Below are 19,704 nucleotides of genomic sequence, written 5' to 3'. Positions count from 1 at the left end.
TGATATGGGAAAGCCAAAGATAAGATTTGGGGGATATACGGATGAGTGGGAAGAGAAGAAGTTGGAAGAGGTGTCTGAGTTTATTACAAAAGGTGCAACTCCTACTACTTATGGATTTGAATGGCAATTATCTGGTATACCATTTTTTAGGAATGATGCAATAAAGAATAATCAATTTGTTTATGGAGATTATTCTTATATTTCCGAAAAAGCTAATGAGGCATTAAAGCGTTCAGAAATATATGCTAATGATATTCTTGTAGCTATTACTGGAGATATTGGAAAGGTAGGAATTATACCAAAAAGTATAGAAAAAGGAAATATTAATCAACATATAGCCAGAGTAAGAGTTACTAAAGAGTCAGATCCATATTTTATATATCAATCATTGTGTACGGAAGGACAGCAAAGAAAATATCAGTTAATTAAAACTGGATTGTCTATGCCTCAATTAAGTTTGGAACAAATAAGAAAAACTATTGTTTTATGTCCATCACTAAGTGAACAAAAGAAAATTGGTTATTATTTTCAGAATCTTGATCACCTTATAAGCATTTATCAACGAAAATATGAGGAAGCAAAAATATTGAAAAAATATATGCTCCAGAAAATGTTTCCTAATAAAGGAAAGAATAAACCAGAGATAAGATTTAAAGGTTTTACTGATGCTTGGGAACAGCGTAAGTTTCCTGAATTTGTTTCGTTTTTTAATGGCTTGACATATACTCCAGATGATGTTCAAGATACAGGAACATTAGTTCTGAGATCATCAAATGTAAAAAATGGAGAAATAGTAGATGCGGATAATGTATATGTGAGTGATAAAGTTGCTATATCTGAAAATGTGCAAAAAGGAGATATAATTGTTGTTGTAAGAAATGGTTCTCGTGCACTTATTGGAAAACACGCACAAATTAAGGCGTTTATGCCTAATACAGTGATTGGTGCGTTTATGACTGGACTTCGATCTGAACAATCTTCTTTTGTAAATGCCTTACTTGATACATCGGCATTTGAAAAAGAAATTGCAAAGAATATGGGAGCAACTATTAATCAGATCACTGGTTATATGTTCTCAAAAATGGAGTTTATGATTCCATCGGAGAAAGAGCAACAGAAAATAGGAGACTATTTTACTAACCTCGATCAGCTCATCACTCTTCACCAGCGTAAGTGTGATAAACTGAAAAAAGTGAAAAAATTTATGCTTCAAAATATGTTTCTGCAAAATTAGAAAGACAAAAATCGTAAAATCATATCTGAGAAAAATATGAAAGGGGAAGGTTAATGATTTTATATCATGGCAGCAATGTGGAAGTAAGAAGTCCTAAAATTATAAAGGCAAAAAGATTATTGGATTTTGGAACAGGATTCTATCTTACCAGCGATTATGAGCAGGCAAAGAAATGGGCAATCCGAACTACTGCCAGACGGGAAGAAGGAGTCCCTACAATTACAATATATAATATCGATGAAAATAAATTTGATGAATTAAATGTATTGAACTTTAATAGAGCAGACAAAGAATGGCTTCGGTATGTTTCTGTGAATAGAACGGATAAATCAGCTAGAGATAACTATGATATTGTCATTGGTCCGGTGGCAAATGACCAGGCGATTCGTACTGTTAATAATTATCTGAAAGGATATTTTACGGAAGATATTGCAATTCAGTTATTGTTGCCACAAAAGTTAAAAGACCAGTATGTTTTGAAAACAGAAAAAGCACTTTCCTTTTTGAAATTTGATGAGGTGAAGCAAGTATGAAGAGATTAGAGCCTGAAATCATTGACTATTATGATAATGAAGTAGTAATGATGATATCAGAAAAATATGGGGTAAGTCAGATGGAAGCATTAAAAATGTTTGTATGCTCTAAAACCCATGAGATGCTTGAAAATGAAGAATGTGGCATGACAGAATTTGGGGCGGAAGCAATTTTTGAGATATGGGAATGCGAAAAAATCACAGGAGATCCGAGAAATTCTGTGTATATAAGGGAGGAATAATATGTCAGAAGAAATGAAATTTTTTATGTATTTGTTGGAGTATTATTCTGCTTATAAAAATAAAAAAACTGGAGATGTATTTAAAATCTGGGAGAAGTGTGGAATCCTAAAAAAAATATATGATAATTATTGGATTTACCATACGGAACGTATAGAAAATGCTTATATGGATATTGATAGTTTAATCAAGACAGGGAAAAGTGCTTGGTAGGAAGATAAGAAAATGCTATAACTTGGGAACAGCGTAAGCTAGGTGATGTAGTCGAATTTCTTGATACAATGAGAAAACCTTTAGACAGTGCTAAACGTGTTTCAGGTCCATATCCATATTATGGAGCTTCTGGAATTGTTGATTATGTAGATGGATATTTGTTTAGTGAAGAACTAGTATTGTTAAGTGAGGATGGTGCAAATATTACAGACAGGAATTATCCAGTATGTTTCCTTGCAACTGGAAAGTACTGGGTAAACAACCATGCCCACGTCCTTCGCGCAAAGAAAGGAAATGAAAATAATTTCATTTGTAATTCGTTAGAAAGGAAAGATTATACTCAATATAATACGGGTATGGCAATGCCAAAGCTTAATAAAGAAACATGCCAAAAAATTCCTATTTCTTGCACAGTATTTGAAGAACAGAAGAAAATTGGAGATTATTTCAGAAATCTTGACAACCTCATCACCCTTCACCAGCGTAAGTTTTTTCATACCCGAAACATTCTCAATTACATAAGAACTGGCTTAGTAACAATAGGAAAGGAGACTAAAGAGATGCCTGAATTGGAATCGATGATTGAAAATAAATTAATCGAGCAGTTAGCCTATGGGGATTCCCAGTGGACATATCGGCCAGATTTGAAAACGGAAGAAGATTTATGGAAGAATTTCAGATATATATTGGAGCAGAATAATAAAGACCGATTGAACGGGCAGTCTCTTTCTGACCAGGAATTTGAGCAGGTAAAAAATCAATTACAGTTTTCATCCTTTTATAAGGCAGGAGAATGGCTGGTGGGAGAAAATGGAAAGGTACAGGTTCATGTGCAGCGGGATATGGAGAGGCTGCATCTTGTGGTGATGAATCATGAGCATATTGCGGGAGGAAGCAGTGTGTATGAAGTGATTAATCAGTACAGTGCATTGAAAACCGAAGAAGACGGTAAAGATGCCGGGCGCAACAGGAGATTTGATGTTACGCTGCTGATTAACGGATTGCCGATGATACATATTGAATTGAAAAACAGACAGCATTCTTATATGGAGGCATTCCGTCAGATTAAGAAATATATTGGAGAGGGAAAGTTTACGGGAATTTTTTCTGCAGTGCAAATGTTTGTGGTCAGTAATGGAGTTGACACGAAGTATTTTTCTGCTGCCAGTGATACAGAGCTGAATTCAAATTTTGTCAGTGGATGGTTGGATGAGGAAAATAATCCGGTGTCAGATTATATTGACTTTGCAAAAAAGGTACTTCGCATACCACAGGCTCATGAGATGATAGCCAGGTATACGGTATTGGACAAGGAAGCAAAAAAATTAATCTTGCTTCGTCCGTATCAGATTCATGCCATTGAAGCGATTCGGGCGGCTTCAAAGGTTGGTCAGTCTGGTTTTGTGTGGCATACGACTGGCTCGGGTAAGACTTTAACATCTTATAAGGCAACGAGAAATCTGTTAATGGATATTCCTTCGATAGACAAGGCTATTTTTCTGATTGACCGAAAGGATTTGGACACCCAGACGACCATGGCCTTTCAGGCATATGCTAATAACGATTTAATTGATGTCAATGATACAGAGAATGTCAACGACTTAAAGAAAAAACTGAAGGCGGACGACCGACAGGTTATTGTCACAACTATTCAAAAATTACAGAGATTGGTCACGAAAAGGCTGAAGGAAGGAACTTCGGAATACAGTAGGATTAGAGGATTAAAGATTGCTTTTGTGGTAGATGAGTGTCACAGGGCGGTATCGCCGGGGACAAAGAGAGAATTGGAGAGATTTTTTGGCAATGCATTATGGTATGGATTTACCGGAACGCCAAGATTCTCAGAGAATCCTTATCCTCAGATGGGTGATTTGCCGCGTACAACAGAAGAATTATATGGAAAATGTCTGCATAAATACACGATACAGAATGCAATCCATGATAAAGCAGTGCTGGGATTTCAGGTAGAACATAATGGCCCGAAAAATATATCTGATGAGGCTGATTGCAGTGAATATGAAAATGAAACTCATATGCTGCAGGTTCTGGATATCATTTTGAATAAATCATATCATAAATTAGGATTTCAAAATGGAAAAGGCAAGACATATGAGGCATTACTTACCACAAGTTCCATTCCGATGGCTCAGAAATATTATGATTTACTCTCTAAAATAAAGAATGGGGAAACTGCTCTAAAGATTGATGAGAAGATAAAACAGGTACTTCCGGACTTTCCCAAGTTCGCTATTACATATTCCATAACAGAAAATGCAGAAGGCTCTCAGGTCAATCAACAGAAAATGCAGAGAGCATTGGATGATTACAATAAAATGTTTGGGACGAAATATGAACTAAGTCAGATACAAGGATATAATGGAAATCTGAATAAGAGACTTGCCAGAAAAGATGCAAAATATAAGAGAAGAAATGAGCAGCTTGATTTGGTGATTGTGGTAGACCGTCTGCTCACAGGTTTCGATGCTCCATGTATGTCCACCTTGTATATAGACAGGCAGCCTATGGGACCCCATGATTTGATTCAGGCATTTTCAAGAACTAATCGAATCTTTGATGATAATAAAATGTTCGGCCAAATTGTTACTTTTCAGGCTCCGCAGATGTTTAAGAAATGTGTTGATGACGCCATTAAATTGTATTCTGCCGGAGGAACCAATGAATCTATTCTGGCGGAATGGGATGAGATTGAAAAGGCGTTTAAAAAAGCGCTTGCGGCCCTTCGCATTTCTGCAAAGACACCTTCTGAAGTACCGGGAATGTCTTTGAAGGAAAAAAAGGTATTTGTAAAAGTATTTCAGAATTTTGACCGCTCGTTTGCGCAGCTTCAATCATTTTCACAGTATGATGATAGTATGCTGGAACAATATGGAATTACACAGGAAGAATATGAGGATTATGCCGGACATTATCAGAATGTAATGGAAGAAATTAAAGCAGATCGGGAGAATCAGGAAAGTGGTGAAGAGGAAGAGATAGAAGAGATTGAGCTTGATCCGGATTATGAATTAATGGCATATAGCAATACAAAGATCGATTATGAATATATTATCAACTTGATTCAGAATATTGTGACTCCGGACGAGGATGCATCTGACATTACACCGGGAGAAAGGCAAAAACAGATTGATGAAGTGAAGCAGTACGTGGGAGAGCTCAGAAAAGAGAACCCCAAGATTGCTGATATTATGTCTAATCTGATATCAGAAATAGAACAGGACGAGAATAAATATAAAGGACAGTCCATTTTAAATATTGTCGAAAAAATGAAAAATACATGCATAGACAAAGTCATTTCTGATTTTTGTGTGAAATGGTATGCATCAAAGGATGATGTAATGTATGCGGCAACACATTATAGAAATGAAGAAATACCTAATGAAAGTGTAATCAAATCCACCATTGATTATGCAAGTTATAAAAAAACGCAGGAAAAGGCATTGCCGAAATTTAAGTATTATACGCAATGTTTAACAGAATTGAAAAAAATATTGGAGGAAGAGATAAAACCACTAATCAGTCATTCATAATATATTTATAACAAGTGCTGAAATTCTGAATAATCATATCAGCGTAAGTGATTTTTGAAAAGAAAGGCGTATTATGGTGAAGAACAAGAATGAGGCACTTCTTTTTTGTGAGTATTATAAGCAGTGGGTAGACATATATAAAAAAGGAGCGATCCGGGAAGCAACTATGGCAAAATATAGGATGACTCAGAAATGGGTAGAGCGACTGGTTCCGGATCTGAAAATGTCAGAGTTGACGAGGATGAAGTACCAGCAGCTTTTGAATAATTACGCAGAAGAACATGAAAAACAAACTACGCTGGATTTTCATCATCAGCTCAAAGGGGCTATTCTAGATGCGGTAGATGAAGGATTGATAGAAAGAGACCCGACTCGAAAGGCAATTATTAAAGGAAAGCCACCTGGAGTAAAAAAGATAAAATATCTGAATCAATTTGAATTGCGTAAGCTGATTGATGATTTGAATTTAAAAGGGGAGCCAAATTGGGATTGGTTTATTCTTCTGGTTGCAAAAACCGGTATGAGATTTTCTGAAGCTCTGGCAATTACTCCCGGGGATTTTGATTTTGCAAGGCAGACTCTCTCTATAAATAAAACATGGGATTATAAAGGAGACGGGGGCTTTTTACCTACAAAAAACAAATCATCGGTAAGAAAAATTCAGATTGACTGGCAGGTTGTAGTAAAATTTGCTGAGCTGACAAAAGAAATACCAGAGGGTAAACCTATTTTTGTAGGTGGATCAAAAATATATAATTCTACTGTTAATGGCGTACTTACAAGACATTGTAAAAAAAGCGGTATATCAGAGATTTCCATGCATGGGCTTAGACATACCCATGCATCTTTGTTATTATTTGCAGGTGTATCCATTGCGAGCGTGGCACGCAGGTTGGGACATGCCAGTATGACGACGACACAAAAAATATATCTGCATATTATTCAGGAACTGGAGAACACAGATGTAGATTTGGTTATGAGAACTTTATCAGGGTTATAAATAAAAAATACTTGCGCTGATATGTATTATTACACATTTAAAAAAAATGAATAAATATGCAAGATTTCATCAATAAAAATGCAAATTGTAGCATAAAAACCAGGCGAAATCTTGAAAAGAGCGGCTGTTTCTGCTATACTGAAAAATATTTTTGTGTTTAGGAGGATAAGAGAAAGTATGAATGATACCATGCAGATTATGATTACAATGATTATCTACATGTTGATTGTCATTGGAATCGGTCTGGCGTTTGCCAGAAGAGCCAATAAGAGCTCGGAAGATTATTTCCTTGGCGGTCGTACTTTGGGACCATGGGTCACAGCCATGAGTGCGGAAGCTTCAGATATGTCCGGATGGCTGCTGATGGGACTGCCGGGAGTTGCCTATTGGTGCGGAATTGCCGACGCGGCATGGACGGCCATCGGACTGGCAGTGGGAACCTATATTAACTGGCTGATCACATCAAAGAGACTGAGACGCTACAGCGAAAAGGCAGAGGCGATTACGCTGCCGGAATTTTTCTCCAATCGTTTCCATGAAGAGAAGAAAGTGATCATGACGATCGCAGCGCTGTTTATCCTGATATTCTTCACGGTATATGCAGCGAGCTGTCTGGTGACCTGCGGCAAATTATTTTCTACATTGTTTGGATTTGATTACGTGCCGATGATGATCATAGGAGCCGTATTCGTTCTTGTGTATACGATCATCGGAGGATTTCTGGCAGAGAGCGCTTCTGATTTTATGCAGGCCATCGTTATGATCGTTGCTCTTGTTATTATCGTAGTGACCGGTACTGTGGCAGCCGGAGGACTTGATGCAGTCATCTCAAATGCACAGTCTATTCCAGGCTTCCTTGATTTCTTTGGAATTGCCACTCCGGTTGTGACTGACGGAACGCAGCAGGTTGTGAATGGAGCTCCTGTTTTTGGTGAAGCCGGTACTTACAGTATTATGAGTATCTTGTCCAATGTGGCATGGGGACTTGGATATTTTGGTATGCCTCAGGTTCTTCTCCGTTTTATGGCTATCAGAAAAGAAGGAGAACTGAAGATGTCCCGACGGATCGCAACAGTGTGGGTTCTGATTTCACTCACAGTATCTGTTTTTATCGGAGTTATCGGAAGAACCTTATATCCTACTGCTCTGACAACAGAAGCTACGTCAGAAAATGTGTTTATCCTGCTGGCGACGAATCTGCTTCCGCCGATTCTTGCCGGACTGGTGATGGCAGGTATTCTTGCTGCAACTATCAGTTCTTCCGATTCTTATCTGCTGATTGCTGCATCTGCATTTGCCAAGAATATCTATCAGGGCCTGTTCCACAAAAAGGCATCGGATAAAGAGGTTTTATGGATTTCCCGCTTTGCGCTTCTTGCAATCACAGTGATAGCCATTGTGATCGCGCTTGATGAAAACAGTGTTATTTTTACCATTGTAAGTTTTGCGTGGGCAGGATTCGGAGCAACCTTCGGTCCGTTGATGCTGCTTTCACTGTTCTGGAAAAGAATTAACCGTGCCGGCGCCATTGCCGGAATGATCAGCGGCGGATGTATGGTATTCGTTTGGAACCTTCTTATTCGTCCAATGGGAGGTATCTGGGATATCTATGAACTGCTGCCGGCATTTGTTATCTCCTGTCTGTGTATTGTTGTGGTTTCCCTTCTCACGGCGCCGCCGTCAGAGGAAATGCAGAGAGAATTTGAAGAGGTACGTGCAGGAAAATAGATTAGAAATAAAGTTAAGAAAACCGGAGCCCAAACTGCTCCGGTTTTTTGTGAGAAAAAATGATAATATTTTGTATTTGCGTATTATGAGAGAGTCATATGTAAGTAATCGACAACCAGAATCAGTCCGATGACTCCGCTGACCCGGTATAATGCTTTGCGGGAAAGTTTTCCTACGCATTTCTCAAAAAGCGGCTGCAAAAGATAAAGGATCACCATACCGCCGATTCCGAAACGAATGCTTGGATTCAGGGCGATCCGTCCCTGAAAGTTGGCAAAATAATTGGAGTAATCCCACATCCAGCTTCCCTGTGTAAATTCCATGATATAGCTTCCAATCAGTTCTACAACCGTGGCAATAAAAATAATGGCGAAAAAAACAAGAACCGGCGTCAGATTAAATTGCTTTGGGCCAATTCTTTTTGATTTTAAATTCTTAAGAAGAATAAGAAAAATCAGGGCGCCGAAACCATAGATAATGCAGTAAGGACCAGTCAGTACTCCACGGTCGGAATATCCCCACCGATAAATAAATACTTCCAAAACTACTTCATAAACCCATCCCAGAACAGAGTATAAAAAGAAATAAATAAGATATTCCGGAACAGATTGTAATACAGATAAATTTCTATGTATTTTTTTCATATTTTCCTCCATAAATAAACAATAAGTACTTCCAAAATATATCGTAAAAGCATTACCATTTCATCACATTTGTATTAAATTTTAAAAAAGTGTCAGGAGTGCAGTCGCCCCATTTCGTTGCAGATATTAAGAAATTTGTGATAAAATACCAGCGATACAAAGATTGCACAGGAAATTTAGAATAGACGAAGCAAAGGAGACAGAACATGAAAGAAAAGGAAATGCACGGAAAAGATGAAAAGCTGAGCAACCCTCATATTTTCGATTATAATATTGTGCTGATCGGTTTTATGGGGGCGGGGAAAAGTACTGTTGCCAGCTATATGCACAAGACGTTTTCCATGGAAATCATAGAGATGGATCAGGTGATCGTAGAGCAGCAAGGAATGAGTATACCGGAGATTTTTGAAAAACATGGAGAAGAATATTTCAGGAATCTGGAGACCCAGCTTCTCATTGATCTGCAGGAAAGAAAAAATGTAATTATATCCTGCGGCGGCGGAGTAGCTCTGAGAGAAAGAAATGTGAGAGAAATGAAAAAGAATGGACGGGTAGTCCTTCTGACAGCATCTCCGGAAACGATACTGGAAAGAGTGAAAGACTGTGATGACCGCCCATTATTAAATGGATCTAAGAATGTGGAGCACATTACTAAGCTGATGGAGGCAAGAAGACCGAAATATGAGGCGGCAGCGGATATAATCATCGCTACCGATGGAAAATCTGCCTCTGAAATTTGCCGGGAAATTGTCGGGAAACTGCAGGAAGTATAGATGGAGGGAAGCAAATGAATCCAGTAATAGTCAGAAAAGTAAAAATCGGCGAAGGAATGCCGAAAATCTGTGTGCCTGTGGTGGGAGTAACAAGAGACGAGATCTTTGCGCAGGCGGAAAATATAGCGGAGCTTTCCGTCGATATTGTGGAATGGCGGGGAGATTGGTTTAAAGATATCACAGAACAGCAGCAGGTAAGAGAGATTCTCTCAGGGCTCAGAAAAATTCTAAAAGAAACGCCTCTTCTTTTTACTTTCAGGACACTGCAGGAAGGCGGAGAGAGAGAGTTAGATGTACATAGCTATGAACTTCTCAACAGATTTGTCATAGAAACAGGATATGCGGATATGATCGATGTGGAGCTTTTTATCGAGACAAAGAAAATGGCGGAAGTCAAAGACGGAGTAATAACAAATCTGATCAGGGAGGCGCACGCACACGGAGTTAAGGTAGTTGCGTCCAATCATGATTTTATGAAGACGCCGTCCAAAGATGTCATCATAAAGCGATTGTGCGTAATGCAGGAGGCTGGAGCTGACATTGCAAAAATTGCGGTGATGCCGCAGAATAAAGAAGATGTACTGACCTTGCTTCAGGCCACTGAAGAAATGTGCCGGATACATGGGAAAACGCCGGTGATCACCATGTCCATGTCCGGTTCCGGTTTGATCAGCCGCCTGTGCGGAGAAGTCTTCGGGTCGGCTGTTACATTCGGAAGCGCCGGACAGGCATCGGCGCCGGGACAGATGGACGCAGCGGAACTCAGAAATATTCTGAACACTATTCACAGAAATCTGTTATAAAATATATAAAATGTTATGCAGCGGCTTTGTAAGTAAAATTTAAAGATTGTGTGAAATACTTGTATATGTCTTTGTATAATGATAGAATTGGTAAACAGGCTGTTTTCAGATGAGTTATTTTGAGACAATATTATAGAAGGAGAATATTATGGCTGGAGCATTGAGCGGATTAAAGATACTTGATTTTTCTACATTGCTGCCCGGACCGCTTGCAACAATGCATCTGGCGGATATGGGGGCGGAAGTGCTTCGTGTCACTTCCGGCACAAGGGCGGATCTGGTACAGACAATGCCTCCATATGTACCGGGAATGAATATTTCCGCCACAGCCGCCCAGATCGGAAGAAATAAAAAAGTGATCACATTGAATCTGAAAGATTCCCGGGCGGTTCAGATCATAAAGGAATTAATCAGAGAATATGACATCGTTTTAGAGCAGTTCAGACCGGGCGTCATGAAAAAGCTGGGGATGGACTACGAGACGCTGTCTGCAATTAATCCAGGGATTATCTATTGCTCCTTAACGGGATATGGTCAGGATGGCCCTATGGCTGTAAAGGCAGGACATGATATTAATTATCTGTCTTTAAGCGGTATGATGAGCTATGCCGGAAGGAAAAAAGACGGGCCGTCGTTGATGGGAATCCAGATAGCGGATATTGCTTCCGGAACCAATAATACGATAATCAGCATCCTGGCTGCGGTAATTTACAGAAACAATACAGGCAGGGGACAATATCTGGACGTGTCCATGACCGATGGGGTGTTTGCTCTTAACGCCATGAGCGGACCCGGAGTACTGGCGACAGGAGAGAATCCGAAGCGGGAAGGAGAGCTGTTAAACGGCGGTTCACTGTATGATTTCTATGAGACGAAAGACGGCGAATATGTAAGCTTCGGAGGTCTGGAACCGAAGTTCTTTGCTGATTTCTGCAGAGTCATACACAGAGAGGAATGGATAGAAAAGGGAGTCCAGGCCGGCGATGAGATTAAAAATGAAGTGCGGGAGATTATGAAAACGAAAACCAGAGATGAGTGGATGTCCATCTTTTGGGAGGCCGACGCATGTTTTGAACCGGTATTATCGCTTTCGGAGGCCTTAAACGGCGAGCTTGCCAGAGAAAGAAATATGGTTGTGGATGTACCTGCAGCGGAGGGAAAAACGATTCGCCAGATTGGAAGTCCGTTTAAATTCTCAGAATCACCTGTGGAGTACAAATTTGCAGGCAGAACTCTGGAACAGGCGGACACAGAAGAAGTTCTTATGGCATTAGGGTATTCCATGGAAGAGATAGAATCTCTCGCCAGAGAAGGCGTGCTCCAATAAATAATGATTTTTGCAGAGACTTTACAGGAGAGATGAGTATGAAAGGGTTGTTTATTATTAATCCGTCATCCGGCAGACAGAATTTTCACGATAAAATAAAAGAGATTGCAGGTAATCTGATCATGGATCAGATATGCAATACGATAGATGTTTTCTATACGGAAAAACAGGATGACGCTCTCAACAGGGCGCAGAAGCTGAAAACCGGAGAATATGATTTTGTGGTTGCCGTAGGCGGTGACGGAACATTAAACGAGGTAGTCAATGGGATTATTCTCAGCAAAAGTGATATTCCTGTGGCAGTGATCTCAGCGGGTACGGTCAATGATTTTGCCAATTATCTGAAACTTCCGCAGACGCCGAAGGAGTTCTGTGAGATGATCAAAGAATTTAATCTGAAGCAGGTGGACGCGGGCAGAGTGAACGACAGGTATTTTATCAATGTGGTAGCTGCCGGGATGTTATCAGATATAGGATTTAAGGTGGCCAAAGATAAAAAAGCTGCTATGGGTAAGCTTGCCTATTATCTGGAAGGGGCCATTGATCTTCCTAAACAGTTTGGCAGAACATTAAAGCTTAGATTTACCTGCGATGATAAGAGTCTCGAGGAGGAGATTCTTCTTTTTATGGTAGCCAACAGTCAAAGTGTGGGAGGATTCAGGGAAATTGCGCCGTTGGCTTCCACTTCGGATGGAAAGTTTGATGTGGTTATCATCAAAAAAATGGATATTTTTCAAGTGACGCCGCTGTTATTGTCTATCTTGCAGGGCGATCATGTCAATCATCCGGCAGTGGAGTATTTTCAAACTAATCATATGCAGATTGAAAATATGGATGATCAGGAAATTAATGTAGATTATGATGGCGAGCAGCTCATGGACAGTTTTCCTCTAGATCTGGAGCTGATTCCGAAGGCCGTGCGGATCGTGATACCTCCGCAGAAAGAGCAATGATTTCTTGCCGTGAAAGAACATAAAACTTGCAAATCGCCGGAGAATAGACTATTATAATACATGTAAATTTACCCTCTGGAGGAAAGTATGTTAGATTTAAAATTTGTTAGAGAAAATCCGGAAATCGTTAAACAGAATATAAGAAATAAGTTTCAGGATGAGAAGCTTCCGCTGGTGGACGAGGTTATCGCTCTGGATGTGAAGAGAAGACAGACACAGCAGGAGGCCGATGAGTTAAGAGCCAGCAGAAAAAAGATTTCCAAACAGATCGGAGCCCTGATGGCTCAGGGCAAAAAGGAAGAAGCAGAAGAAGTGAAGCAGCAGGTCACAAAAAATGCAGAACGCCTGGCTGAACTGGAAGCACAGGAAGCGGAAATCGGAGAAAAAGTGACCTCCATTATGATGCGGATTCCAAATATCATTGATCCAAGTGTTCCGATTGGAAAAGACGACAGTGAAAATGTTGAGATACAGAAATACGGCGATCCGGTAGTTCCGGACTTTGAGATTCCGTACCACACAGATATCATGGAAAGATTCAACGGCATTGATCTGGAGAGCGCCAGAAAGGTGGCCGGCAATGGTTTCTATTATCTTATGGGAGATATCGCGAGACTTCATTCCGCTGTGATTTCATATGCAAGGGATTTCATGATCGACAGAGGATTTACTTATTGTGTTCCTCCGTTCATGATCCGCAGCAATGTGGTTACCGGAGTTATGAGTTTTGCAGAGATGGATGCCATGATGTATAAGATTGAGGGAGAAGATTTGTATCTGATCGGTACAAGTGAACATTCCATGATCGGTAAGTTCATCGATACAGTGCTGCAGGAAGATACGCTTCCGAGAACATTGACATCTTATTCTCCGTGTTTCCGTAAGGAAAAAGGAGCGCATGGTATCGAAGAAAGAGGAGTGTACCGTATCCATCAGTTTGAGAAGCAGGAGATGATCGTTGTCTGCAAACCGGAAGAGAGCCCGATGTGGTTTGACAAACTTTGGCAGAATACGGTAGATTTGTTCCGTTCTATGGATATTCCGGTTCGTACTCTGGAATGCTGCTCCGGAGATTTGGCTGATTTGAAGGTTAAGTCCATTGACGTGGAAGCATGGTCTCCTCGTCAGAAGAAATACTTTGAGGTGGGAAGCTGCTCTAATCTGGGAGACGCGCAGGCGAGAAGATTAAAGATCCGTGTAGTCGGAGAGAACGGCAAATATTTTGCCCATACCCTCAATAACACGGTAGTTGCTCCGCCTCGTATGCTTATCGCATTTTTGGAAAATAACCTGAATGCGGACGGTTCCGTAAACATTCCGGAAGTGCTTCGTCCGTATATGGGCGGCAAATCTGTGATTAAGCCAGAATAAAAAATACTGCTTTATTTTGAATATGGCAAATAAAATAGCTGCTGCAAAACCCGGTATCGAGATTGCAGCAGCTTCCTTTTTGAGCAAAAATTATCGGATGAAGTTTGTGAACATATGCTCGTCTTCCTGCTTTGGCATGCCGTATTTTTCTTTTCCAAGAGCGATACTCTTCATGAGAAATGCCATATTTCTTGCGAGAACACGCATGGTCTGAAGGCCTTCAGCGTCCTGCGCGGCTTCTCCGGGACCACGGCCGTGTACACTGTTCCAGTACTGGCTGGATGCGACAGGCATGCCGGAAATGGTAAAATATTTGTTCAGTTCATCAAAGGTGGCAGAGCAGCCGCCCCTTCTTGCCACCGCTACGCTGGCGCCTACTTTCATGCTCTTATCAAAACCGGTGCTGTAGAAGAGACGGTCGAGACAGGCAATAAGAGTTGCGTTGGCGGAAGCATAATAAACCGGGCTGGCAATCACAAGGCCGTCGGCCTCCTCAAACTTTGGAGCCAGTTCGTTTACCACGTCGTCAAATACACATTTGCCTTTGGAGGCACAAGTCCCACAGGCGATGCAGCCACGGATGTCTTTATTTCCAATCTGGACAGTTTCCACTTCGACGCCCTCTTCTAAAAATGTCTTTTCCATTTCCTGCAGGGCGATGGATGTATTGCCTCCCTTGCGGGGACTTCCGTTAATCATTAATACTTTCATGTTCATACCTCCCAAATGATCTGGGCAGCGCTGATGGCTGCCGGTATTGTGTTGATATGTCTGAATCAGCAGGTTATCACTGCTTCTGAAGATTTATTTTACACCTGAGAAGGAGAGTTTTCAATACTTGCAGCGTTCTGGTGAATGACCATTTTGCAGATAGGATTTCCAAGATTGACAAACTTTTCCTCGTATTCAGTCATGACATTTCCAGGCAGATATTCACTGTGATGCAGATCGTAAGTATAATAATCAAGAATCCAGCCGGATTCTTTTACTTCTTCAAGAGAAAAGTCAAAAAGTCCCCGGTTGTCTGTTTTGAAGATCACCTTGCCATTATCGGAGAGAATCTCATGATAGCGTGATAAAAACTGCCGGGAGGTAAGACGACGTTTGGCATGCCGGTCTTTTGGCCATGGATCGGAAAAATTCAGATAAATTTCTTCCACTTCTCCTTTATCAAAATATTCTGTGATGTATTCGGCGTCCATCCGCAGAAAATGTATATTGGGCAGCGGCGCTTCTTCCATCTTTTCAAGGGCGCGTACAAGGACGCTGGAGTATTTCTCAATTCCGATATAATGGATCTCCGGATGCAGTCTGGCCATCTCCATGAGAAAACGTCCCTTGCCCATGCCGATTTCCAGATGGATTGGTTTGCCATCCTGAAAGAATTCCCGCCATTTTCCTTTGTTTTCCTCTGCATTTTTAATAACATATTCATTTTCAGCAATCTGTTCTCTCGAACCTTTTACATTTCTTAACCGCATGATTATCCTCACATTCGCATAATTATTTTCATGTATCATTTCAATCACTTTATACATCCTACTCGAAAAGTAACATTTTTGCAATTTTTTTTTACTTGATTCGTACAAAATGATAGTATAAAATAAAACAATGTACGTATGCCGTATAAAATGTAATGTTTTATTGTGAAAATATGTCTGCGGGCGGTCTGTGAACCGTCAGATATAAACTGAAAAATAAATAATAAGGAGATTATACATATGAGACGTCTATTAACTTTAATATTGGCTTTATCTATGAGTGTTTCCGTCTGTCTTCCTGTACATGCACAATATTCTTTTCAGGAAGATGCTGCGGCAGAAGCAGCTACCCAGGGAGAAAGTGCCGCTGAAGGCGAAACAGATACGGAGTCTGTCGAGTCAGATACGGAGTCTGCCAAAGCGGCTGACAACGGAGAAAATGCATCTGCCGGAAGTTCAGTTTCAGATAATTCTTCCGCTGCCGCATACGGTGTGGATAATCTGAAAGGAGCGCCGGATATCACAGCAGAATCAGCGATTCTCATGGATGCAGCCTCCGGCGCTGTACTTTATGGTAAAGATGAGGAATCCAAACAATACCCCGCCAGCATAACCAAAGTGATGACAGCGCTTCTGGCCATAGAAAATTGTTCTATGGATGATATTGTTACATTTTCCAATGAAGCGGTCAATGGAATTGAACCGGGAAGCAGCAGTGCCGGAATCAATGTGGGCGCTCAACTGACCGTGGAAGATACTTTATATGCTCTGATGCTGGTTTCCGCCAACGAGGCGGCTTCTGCTTTAGCCGAGCATATCTCCGGTTCCAATGAAGCGTTTGCTGAGCTGATGAATCAGAGAGCGGCTGAACTGGGATGTACCGGAACACATTTTACCAATCCCCATGGTCTGCCGGATGAGGATCATTATACAACCGCCCACGATATGGCTTTGATTCTTCAGCAGGCTATGAAATATGATGAGTTCAGGACCATAGCCGAGGCAGACAGCCATACTCTGAAAAAAAGCGACACGCTGACAGATACTCTGGAATTATGGAATCACGCAAAGATAATCCGGGAGAACAGCGATTATTACTATGAATACGCCAAAGGATCTAAAACTGGTTATACGCAGGCTGCTTTAAATACTCTGGTCACTTACGCCGGAAAAGATAATGTGGAACTTATATGCGTTATCCTGAAAGATTATGGCGCGGACAGCAGCTACTATGATACCACTGAACTCTTTGAGTGGGGATTTGAGAAAGTAAAAGGAATTACTCCGCTGTCATCTTTTGATTTAAATGGGGCTCTGGATGCAGAATCCTCCATTTCCGATGATAAATTGACAAATATTCAGAGATTGGGATGTACATTTCCTTCTGACTACTATCTCCTTGTAAAAAAGGATTTTGACGATTCTGCTCTGACTGCTTCGTTTGTATTGGATGAGGATATACATGCGGGAAGAATTGGATATATTAATGTTTTATCAGGAGAAAATGTAATAGCGGCGGTTCCTGTTACTTATGATATGAATACAGAAGCTGCTCAGAGTTATGTCAGCAGCGGAAGTGCGGACGATAATCTAGAGACTGCTCCGGTGGATGAAGACCGGATGACCCCAAGTAAAATTTTTAACTATATCGTTCGTGCCGTTGTGGTGGTTATTATTCTGGCGATTCTTATTAGTTTCCTGAGAAGAAGGCAGGCAGAGAAGCGAAGACAGCAGAGAATACTGGAGAGAAAGAAAAAACATGCTTCTTCCAATACCAGAAACAGCGGAAGTTACGGGGCAGGCACAGAAAGAAATTCATCCGGAAAAAAGAACGCCGGGAGAACTTCTTCCTCCAGAAAAAGACGTTCCGGGAAGAAGAGATAAGTAACAATAAACAGAAGTACAGATAAACATAATATAACATGTAATGAAAACCGCCAGCACCTCGATACCGGTTAATAACCGGTATTGCGTGCTGGCGGTTTTTGTGTAAAACTCATGGCATATATACACGGGATTTCTGTGACAGACAACAAAAAAACACCGTCCCCAATGGTCAAGCCATCAAAAACAGTGCTTTTAAGTGGGCCTTCAGGGGCTCGAACCCTGGACACCCTGATTAAGAGTCAGGTGCTCTTCCAACTGAGCTAAAAGCCCTTGCATTTGAAATTGTTGCGAACTTTTCAACGCAAGGAACATTATATATGAGAATCGAAAAAAATGCAAGCTTTTTTTTCTTTTTTCTTACTTTTTTTAAGTATTTTTTTCAGTACAATTTTTCTGAGGCTGTTTATTTTTGGTGAAGGATGTAAATGATATAGACAGGGATGAAAAGGGAAGGGAGGGAAGGAGGTAAAATGTACTGTGAATAATAATCGTTTCCGGTCCAATCAGAGATATTTTACTATTTGTATTTATACGGTATTTGTTATTTTTGCCGCCTGCATTATTTTCAGGCTTATTTTTCACTGGGATGATATATTGAAGATAATAAAACATTTTCTCTCCAGTATGTCCGGATTTGTGGTGGGAATATTGATTGCGTTTATTGTGAATCCTCTTGTAGATTTTATTTATGAGAAGATACTGCCTGGATTTTTTCATGTACAAGAGGGAAAAAAGAGCCGGATGCTGGCGATTGCGCTGGCGTATGTGGTGGTGCTGGGAGCGGCAGCAGTATGTCTGATATATATTATACCGCAGATTATTTCCAGTCTGACAGAATTGTCAGGAAAAATTCCTTCAATGTATACAGCATTTTCCGGGTGGCTTCTGAATATAGCTGCAGAGTTTGAATTTTTGAATAATGGAATTGTCCATACATTGATTGAAAATATGTATCCGAAGATGATGGAATTGTCAACGGTACTGGCGTCCAAAATCATTCCATGGATGTATTCGGTGTCGGTGGCGGTGATACAATGGCTTATAACTATTGTGATTGCCGTGGTCGTATCAATCTATCTGTTATTTGACAAGCAACTGATATTTTGCTCCGTAAAGCGGATATCTTATGCATTTCTGCCGGAGAGACGTGTCGATGAGATGATCGGGGTCGTAAAAAAATGTAATGCGATTTTTACCGGATATATAACAGCGCAGGCATTGGATGCGCTGATTGTGGGAATTCTATGTTTTCTGCTGATGACATTTCTGAGACTGCCGTATGCGCTTTTGATCAGTGTTATAGTGGGTGTGACCAATATGATTCCATATTTTGGTCCATATATAGGCGCAGTGCCGGGCGTGTGCATACTGGCGGCGATCAGACTGAAATATGGGATTATGTTTGTGGTGATGATTTTTGTCCTGCAGCAGTTTGACGGATGGATTCTGGCGCCGAGAATATTGGGAGATTCTACGGGGCTGCGCCCTATTCTGATTTTGTTTGCTATTACGCTGGGAGGAGTCTATCTGGGAGTGTTCGGTCTGTTTCTCGGCGTGCCTGTTGTGGCGGTCCTTCAGTATCTGTTGAATCTTATGATTGAAAGAAGAATCATGAAAAAAGCGTTGAGAGACCGAAAGTGTTGCGAAGTTTTAAACAATAACGACATGAAGGAATATAAATAAAATGTTAAATAATAGCGGGAGGAGATGTTGCATCTCCTCCGTTTTTTACCGGTCATTGAGTGTACGGCAGATTTCATCAAAGCTTTTTACAATTTGATTCAGACATTTCCATATACCTTTATTGCTGAAACTTTTTCTTTGAATATTCCAGCGGATTTTTTCTGAAAAATTCATGAAATCCTCAATTTTGTCATTTTAATATATTGTATGTTATTGTTAAGTGGATGATTCTTACGGTATTGTTTAAAAAAGAACTTTATTTCATCAAGATTATGGGATAATATAA

The 19,704-nt window shown here is 40.5% G+C and carries 17 protein-coding genes and 1 tRNA gene; 14 read left to right on the top strand and 4 right to left on the bottom strand.

Translation table 11 applies throughout. From position 1 onward, the window contains the following. Positions 1 to 4: 4 nt before the first annotated feature. The 7 genes from B5F87_RS11725 (at position 5) to putP (ending at position 8,496) form a co-directional block, all read left to right on the top strand. Entirely contained in the window at positions 5 to 1,234 is a 1,230-nt protein-coding gene (locus B5F87_RS11725) for a restriction endonuclease subunit S (protein WP_087281253.1), read from the top strand. 53 nt (positions 1,235 to 1,287) lie between these two features. After that, on the top strand, positions 1,288 to 1,767 hold the full coding sequence (locus B5F87_RS11720; protein WP_087281251.1) for a DUF3990 domain-containing protein: 480 nt from the start codon (positions 1,288 to 1,290) through the stop codon (positions 1,765 to 1,767). Next, a complete protein-coding gene (locus B5F87_RS11715; RefSeq protein WP_087281249.1) occupies positions 1,764 to 2,009 on the top strand; it encodes a hypothetical protein in 246 nt (81 codons plus the stop codon). The genes B5F87_RS11720 and B5F87_RS11715 overlap by 4 nt, the downstream gene beginning before the upstream one ends. A gap of 1 nt (position 2,010) precedes the next feature. Then, positions 2,011 to 2,220: a DUF3791 domain-containing protein gene (locus B5F87_RS11710; RefSeq protein WP_087281247.1), complete on the top strand. Its 210-nt coding sequence runs from the start codon at positions 2,011 to 2,013 to the stop codon at positions 2,218 to 2,220. Positions 2,221 to 2,780: 560 nt separating this feature from the next. Beyond that, a complete protein-coding gene (locus B5F87_RS11705) occupies positions 2,781 to 5,768 on the top strand; it encodes a type I restriction endonuclease subunit R (RefSeq protein WP_143405249.1) in 2,988 nt (995 codons plus the stop codon). Between the two features lie 73 nt (positions 5,769 to 5,841). Next, positions 5,842 to 6,768 carry a site-specific integrase gene (locus B5F87_RS11700; RefSeq protein WP_087281243.1) on the top strand — a complete coding sequence of 309 codons (927 nt, stop codon included), beginning with the start codon at positions 5,842 to 5,844 and terminating at the stop codon, positions 6,766 to 6,768. Positions 6,769 to 6,945: 177 nt separating this feature from the next. Continuing rightward, positions 6,946 to 8,496: a sodium/proline symporter PutP gene (gene putP / locus B5F87_RS11695; RefSeq protein ID WP_087281241.1), complete on the top strand. Its 1,551-nt coding sequence runs from the start codon at positions 6,946 to 6,948 to the stop codon at positions 8,494 to 8,496. Between the two features lie 83 nt (positions 8,497 to 8,579). On the opposite strand, the gene B5F87_RS11690 is transcribed toward putP, so the two are convergent. Beyond that, positions 8,580 to 9,140 carry a putative ABC transporter permease gene (locus B5F87_RS11690; protein ID WP_087281239.1) on the bottom strand — a complete coding sequence of 187 codons (561 nt, stop codon included), beginning with the start codon at positions 9,138 to 9,140 and terminating at the stop codon, positions 8,580 to 8,582. A gap of 206 nt (positions 9,141 to 9,346) precedes the next feature. Here B5F87_RS11690 and B5F87_RS11685 point away from each other — a divergent pair, with 206 nt between their 5' ends. The 5 genes from B5F87_RS11685 to serS all read left to right on the top strand — a co-directional run bounded on the left by B5F87_RS11685 (position 9,347) and on the right by serS (position 14,367). After that, positions 9,347 to 9,913: a shikimate kinase gene (locus B5F87_RS11685; RefSeq protein ID WP_087281237.1), complete on the top strand. Its 567-nt coding sequence runs from the start codon at positions 9,347 to 9,349 to the stop codon at positions 9,911 to 9,913. Between the two features lie 14 nt (positions 9,914 to 9,927). Next, positions 9,928 to 10,716 (top strand): type I 3-dehydroquinate dehydratase, encoded by a 789-nt coding sequence (gene aroD, locus B5F87_RS11680; protein WP_087281234.1) that lies wholly within the window; start codon positions 9,928 to 9,930, stop codon positions 10,714 to 10,716. A gap of 148 nt (positions 10,717 to 10,864) precedes the next feature. After that, positions 10,865 to 12,043, top strand: a complete 1,179-nt coding sequence (locus B5F87_RS11675) for a CaiB/BaiF CoA-transferase family protein (RefSeq protein WP_087281232.1) — start codon at positions 10,865 to 10,867, stop codon at positions 12,041 to 12,043. A 38-nt stretch (positions 12,044 to 12,081) separates the two neighbouring features. Then, on the top strand, positions 12,082 to 12,996 hold the full coding sequence (locus tag B5F87_RS11670) for a diacylglycerol kinase family protein (RefSeq protein WP_087281230.1): 915 nt from the start codon (positions 12,082 to 12,084) through the stop codon (positions 12,994 to 12,996). 87 nt (positions 12,997 to 13,083) lie between these two features. Further along, positions 13,084 to 14,367: a serine--tRNA ligase gene (gene serS, locus B5F87_RS11665; protein WP_087281228.1), complete on the top strand. Its 1,284-nt coding sequence runs from the start codon at positions 13,084 to 13,086 to the stop codon at positions 14,365 to 14,367. A gap of 90 nt (positions 14,368 to 14,457) precedes the next feature. Here serS and B5F87_RS11660 read toward each other — a convergent pair whose 3' ends face one another. Both B5F87_RS11660 and trmB read right to left on the bottom strand, forming a co-directional pair. Then, positions 14,458 to 15,078: a flavodoxin family protein gene (locus tag B5F87_RS11660; protein WP_087281226.1), complete on the bottom strand. Its 621-nt coding sequence runs from the start codon at positions 15,076 to 15,078 to the stop codon at positions 14,458 to 14,460. Between the two features lie 98 nt (positions 15,079 to 15,176). Further along, entirely contained in the window at positions 15,177 to 15,887 is a 711-nt protein-coding gene (trmB, locus tag B5F87_RS11655; RefSeq protein WP_343215760.1) for a tRNA (guanosine(46)-N7)-methyltransferase TrmB, read from the bottom strand. A gap of 201 nt (positions 15,888 to 16,088) precedes the next feature. Between trmB and B5F87_RS11650 the strand changes: the two genes are divergently transcribed. Beyond that, on the top strand, positions 16,089 to 17,732 hold the full coding sequence (locus B5F87_RS11650) for a D-alanyl-D-alanine carboxypeptidase family protein (protein ID WP_087281224.1): 1,644 nt from the start codon (positions 16,089 to 16,091) through the stop codon (positions 17,730 to 17,732). 200 nt (positions 17,733 to 17,932) lie between these two features. Here the strand turns inward: B5F87_RS11650 and B5F87_RS11645 are convergent. Next, positions 17,933 to 18,005 (bottom strand) — tRNA-Lys (locus B5F87_RS11645). A gap of 207 nt (positions 18,006 to 18,212) precedes the next feature. Between B5F87_RS11645 and B5F87_RS11640 the strand changes: the two genes are divergently transcribed. Continuing rightward, positions 18,213 to 19,418, top strand: coding sequence for an AI-2E family transporter (locus B5F87_RS11640; RefSeq protein WP_087281223.1), 1,206 nt, complete (start codon positions 18,213 to 18,215; stop codon positions 19,416 to 19,418). The last annotated feature ends 286 nt before the right edge of the window (positions 19,419 to 19,704 follow it).

It is taken from the genome of Eubacterium sp. An3 (assembly GCF_002159465.1).
GTDB classification, from domain to species: domain Bacteria; phylum Bacillota; class Clostridia; order Lachnospirales; family Lachnospiraceae; genus Anaerobutyricum; species Anaerobutyricum stercoris.
Note: the sequence above shows the minus strand (reverse complement) of the source record. Positions and strands in the feature narration are given on the sequence as shown.

What these genes read in the sequence shown, in the direction of transcription:
- serS (WP_087281228.1), top strand. Translation starts at nt 13,084, where the DNA reads ATGTTAGATTTAAAATTTGTTAGAGAAAATCCGGAAATCGTTAAACAG.
- aroD (WP_087281234.1), top strand. Translation starts at nt 9,928, where the DNA reads ATGAATCCAGTAATAGTCAGAAAAGTAAAAATCGGCGAAGGAATGCCG.
- B5F87_RS11690 (WP_087281239.1), bottom strand. Translation starts at nt 9,140, where the DNA reads ATGAAAAAAATACATAGAAATTTATCTGTATTACAATCTGTTCCGGAA.
- B5F87_RS11685 (WP_087281237.1), top strand. Translation starts at nt 9,347, where the DNA reads ATGAAAGAAAAGGAAATGCACGGAAAAGATGAAAAGCTGAGCAACCCT.
- B5F87_RS11710 (WP_087281247.1), top strand. Translation starts at nt 2,011, where the DNA reads ATGTCAGAAGAAATGAAATTTTTTATGTATTTGTTGGAGTATTATTCT.
- B5F87_RS11725 (WP_087281253.1), top strand. Translation starts at nt 5, where the DNA reads ATGGGAAAGCCAAAGATAAGATTTGGGGGATATACGGATGAGTGGGAA.
- B5F87_RS11715 (WP_087281249.1), top strand. Translation starts at nt 1,764, where the DNA reads ATGAAGAGATTAGAGCCTGAAATCATTGACTATTATGATAATGAAGTA.
- B5F87_RS11720 (WP_087281251.1), top strand. Translation starts at nt 1,288, where the DNA reads ATGATTTTATATCATGGCAGCAATGTGGAAGTAAGAAGTCCTAAAATT.
- B5F87_RS11705 (WP_143405249.1), top strand. Translation starts at nt 2,781, where the DNA reads ATGCCTGAATTGGAATCGATGATTGAAAATAAATTAATCGAGCAGTTA.
- trmB (WP_343215760.1), bottom strand. Translation starts at nt 15,887, where the DNA reads ATGATACATGAAAATAATTATGCGAATGTGAGGATAATCATGCGGTTA.
- putP (WP_087281241.1), top strand. Translation starts at nt 6,946, where the DNA reads ATGAATGATACCATGCAGATTATGATTACAATGATTATCTACATGTTG.
- B5F87_RS11650 (WP_087281224.1), top strand. Translation starts at nt 16,089, where the DNA reads ATGAGACGTCTATTAACTTTAATATTGGCTTTATCTATGAGTGTTTCC.
- B5F87_RS11660 (WP_087281226.1), bottom strand. Translation starts at nt 15,078, where the DNA reads ATGAAAGTATTAATGATTAACGGAAGTCCCCGCAAGGGAGGCAATACA.
- B5F87_RS11700 (WP_087281243.1), top strand. Translation starts at nt 5,842, where the DNA reads ATGGTGAAGAACAAGAATGAGGCACTTCTTTTTTGTGAGTATTATAAG.
- B5F87_RS11670 (WP_087281230.1), top strand. Translation starts at nt 12,082, where the DNA reads ATGAAAGGGTTGTTTATTATTAATCCGTCATCCGGCAGACAGAATTTT.
- B5F87_RS11675 (WP_087281232.1), top strand. Translation starts at nt 10,865, where the DNA reads ATGGCTGGAGCATTGAGCGGATTAAAGATACTTGATTTTTCTACATTG.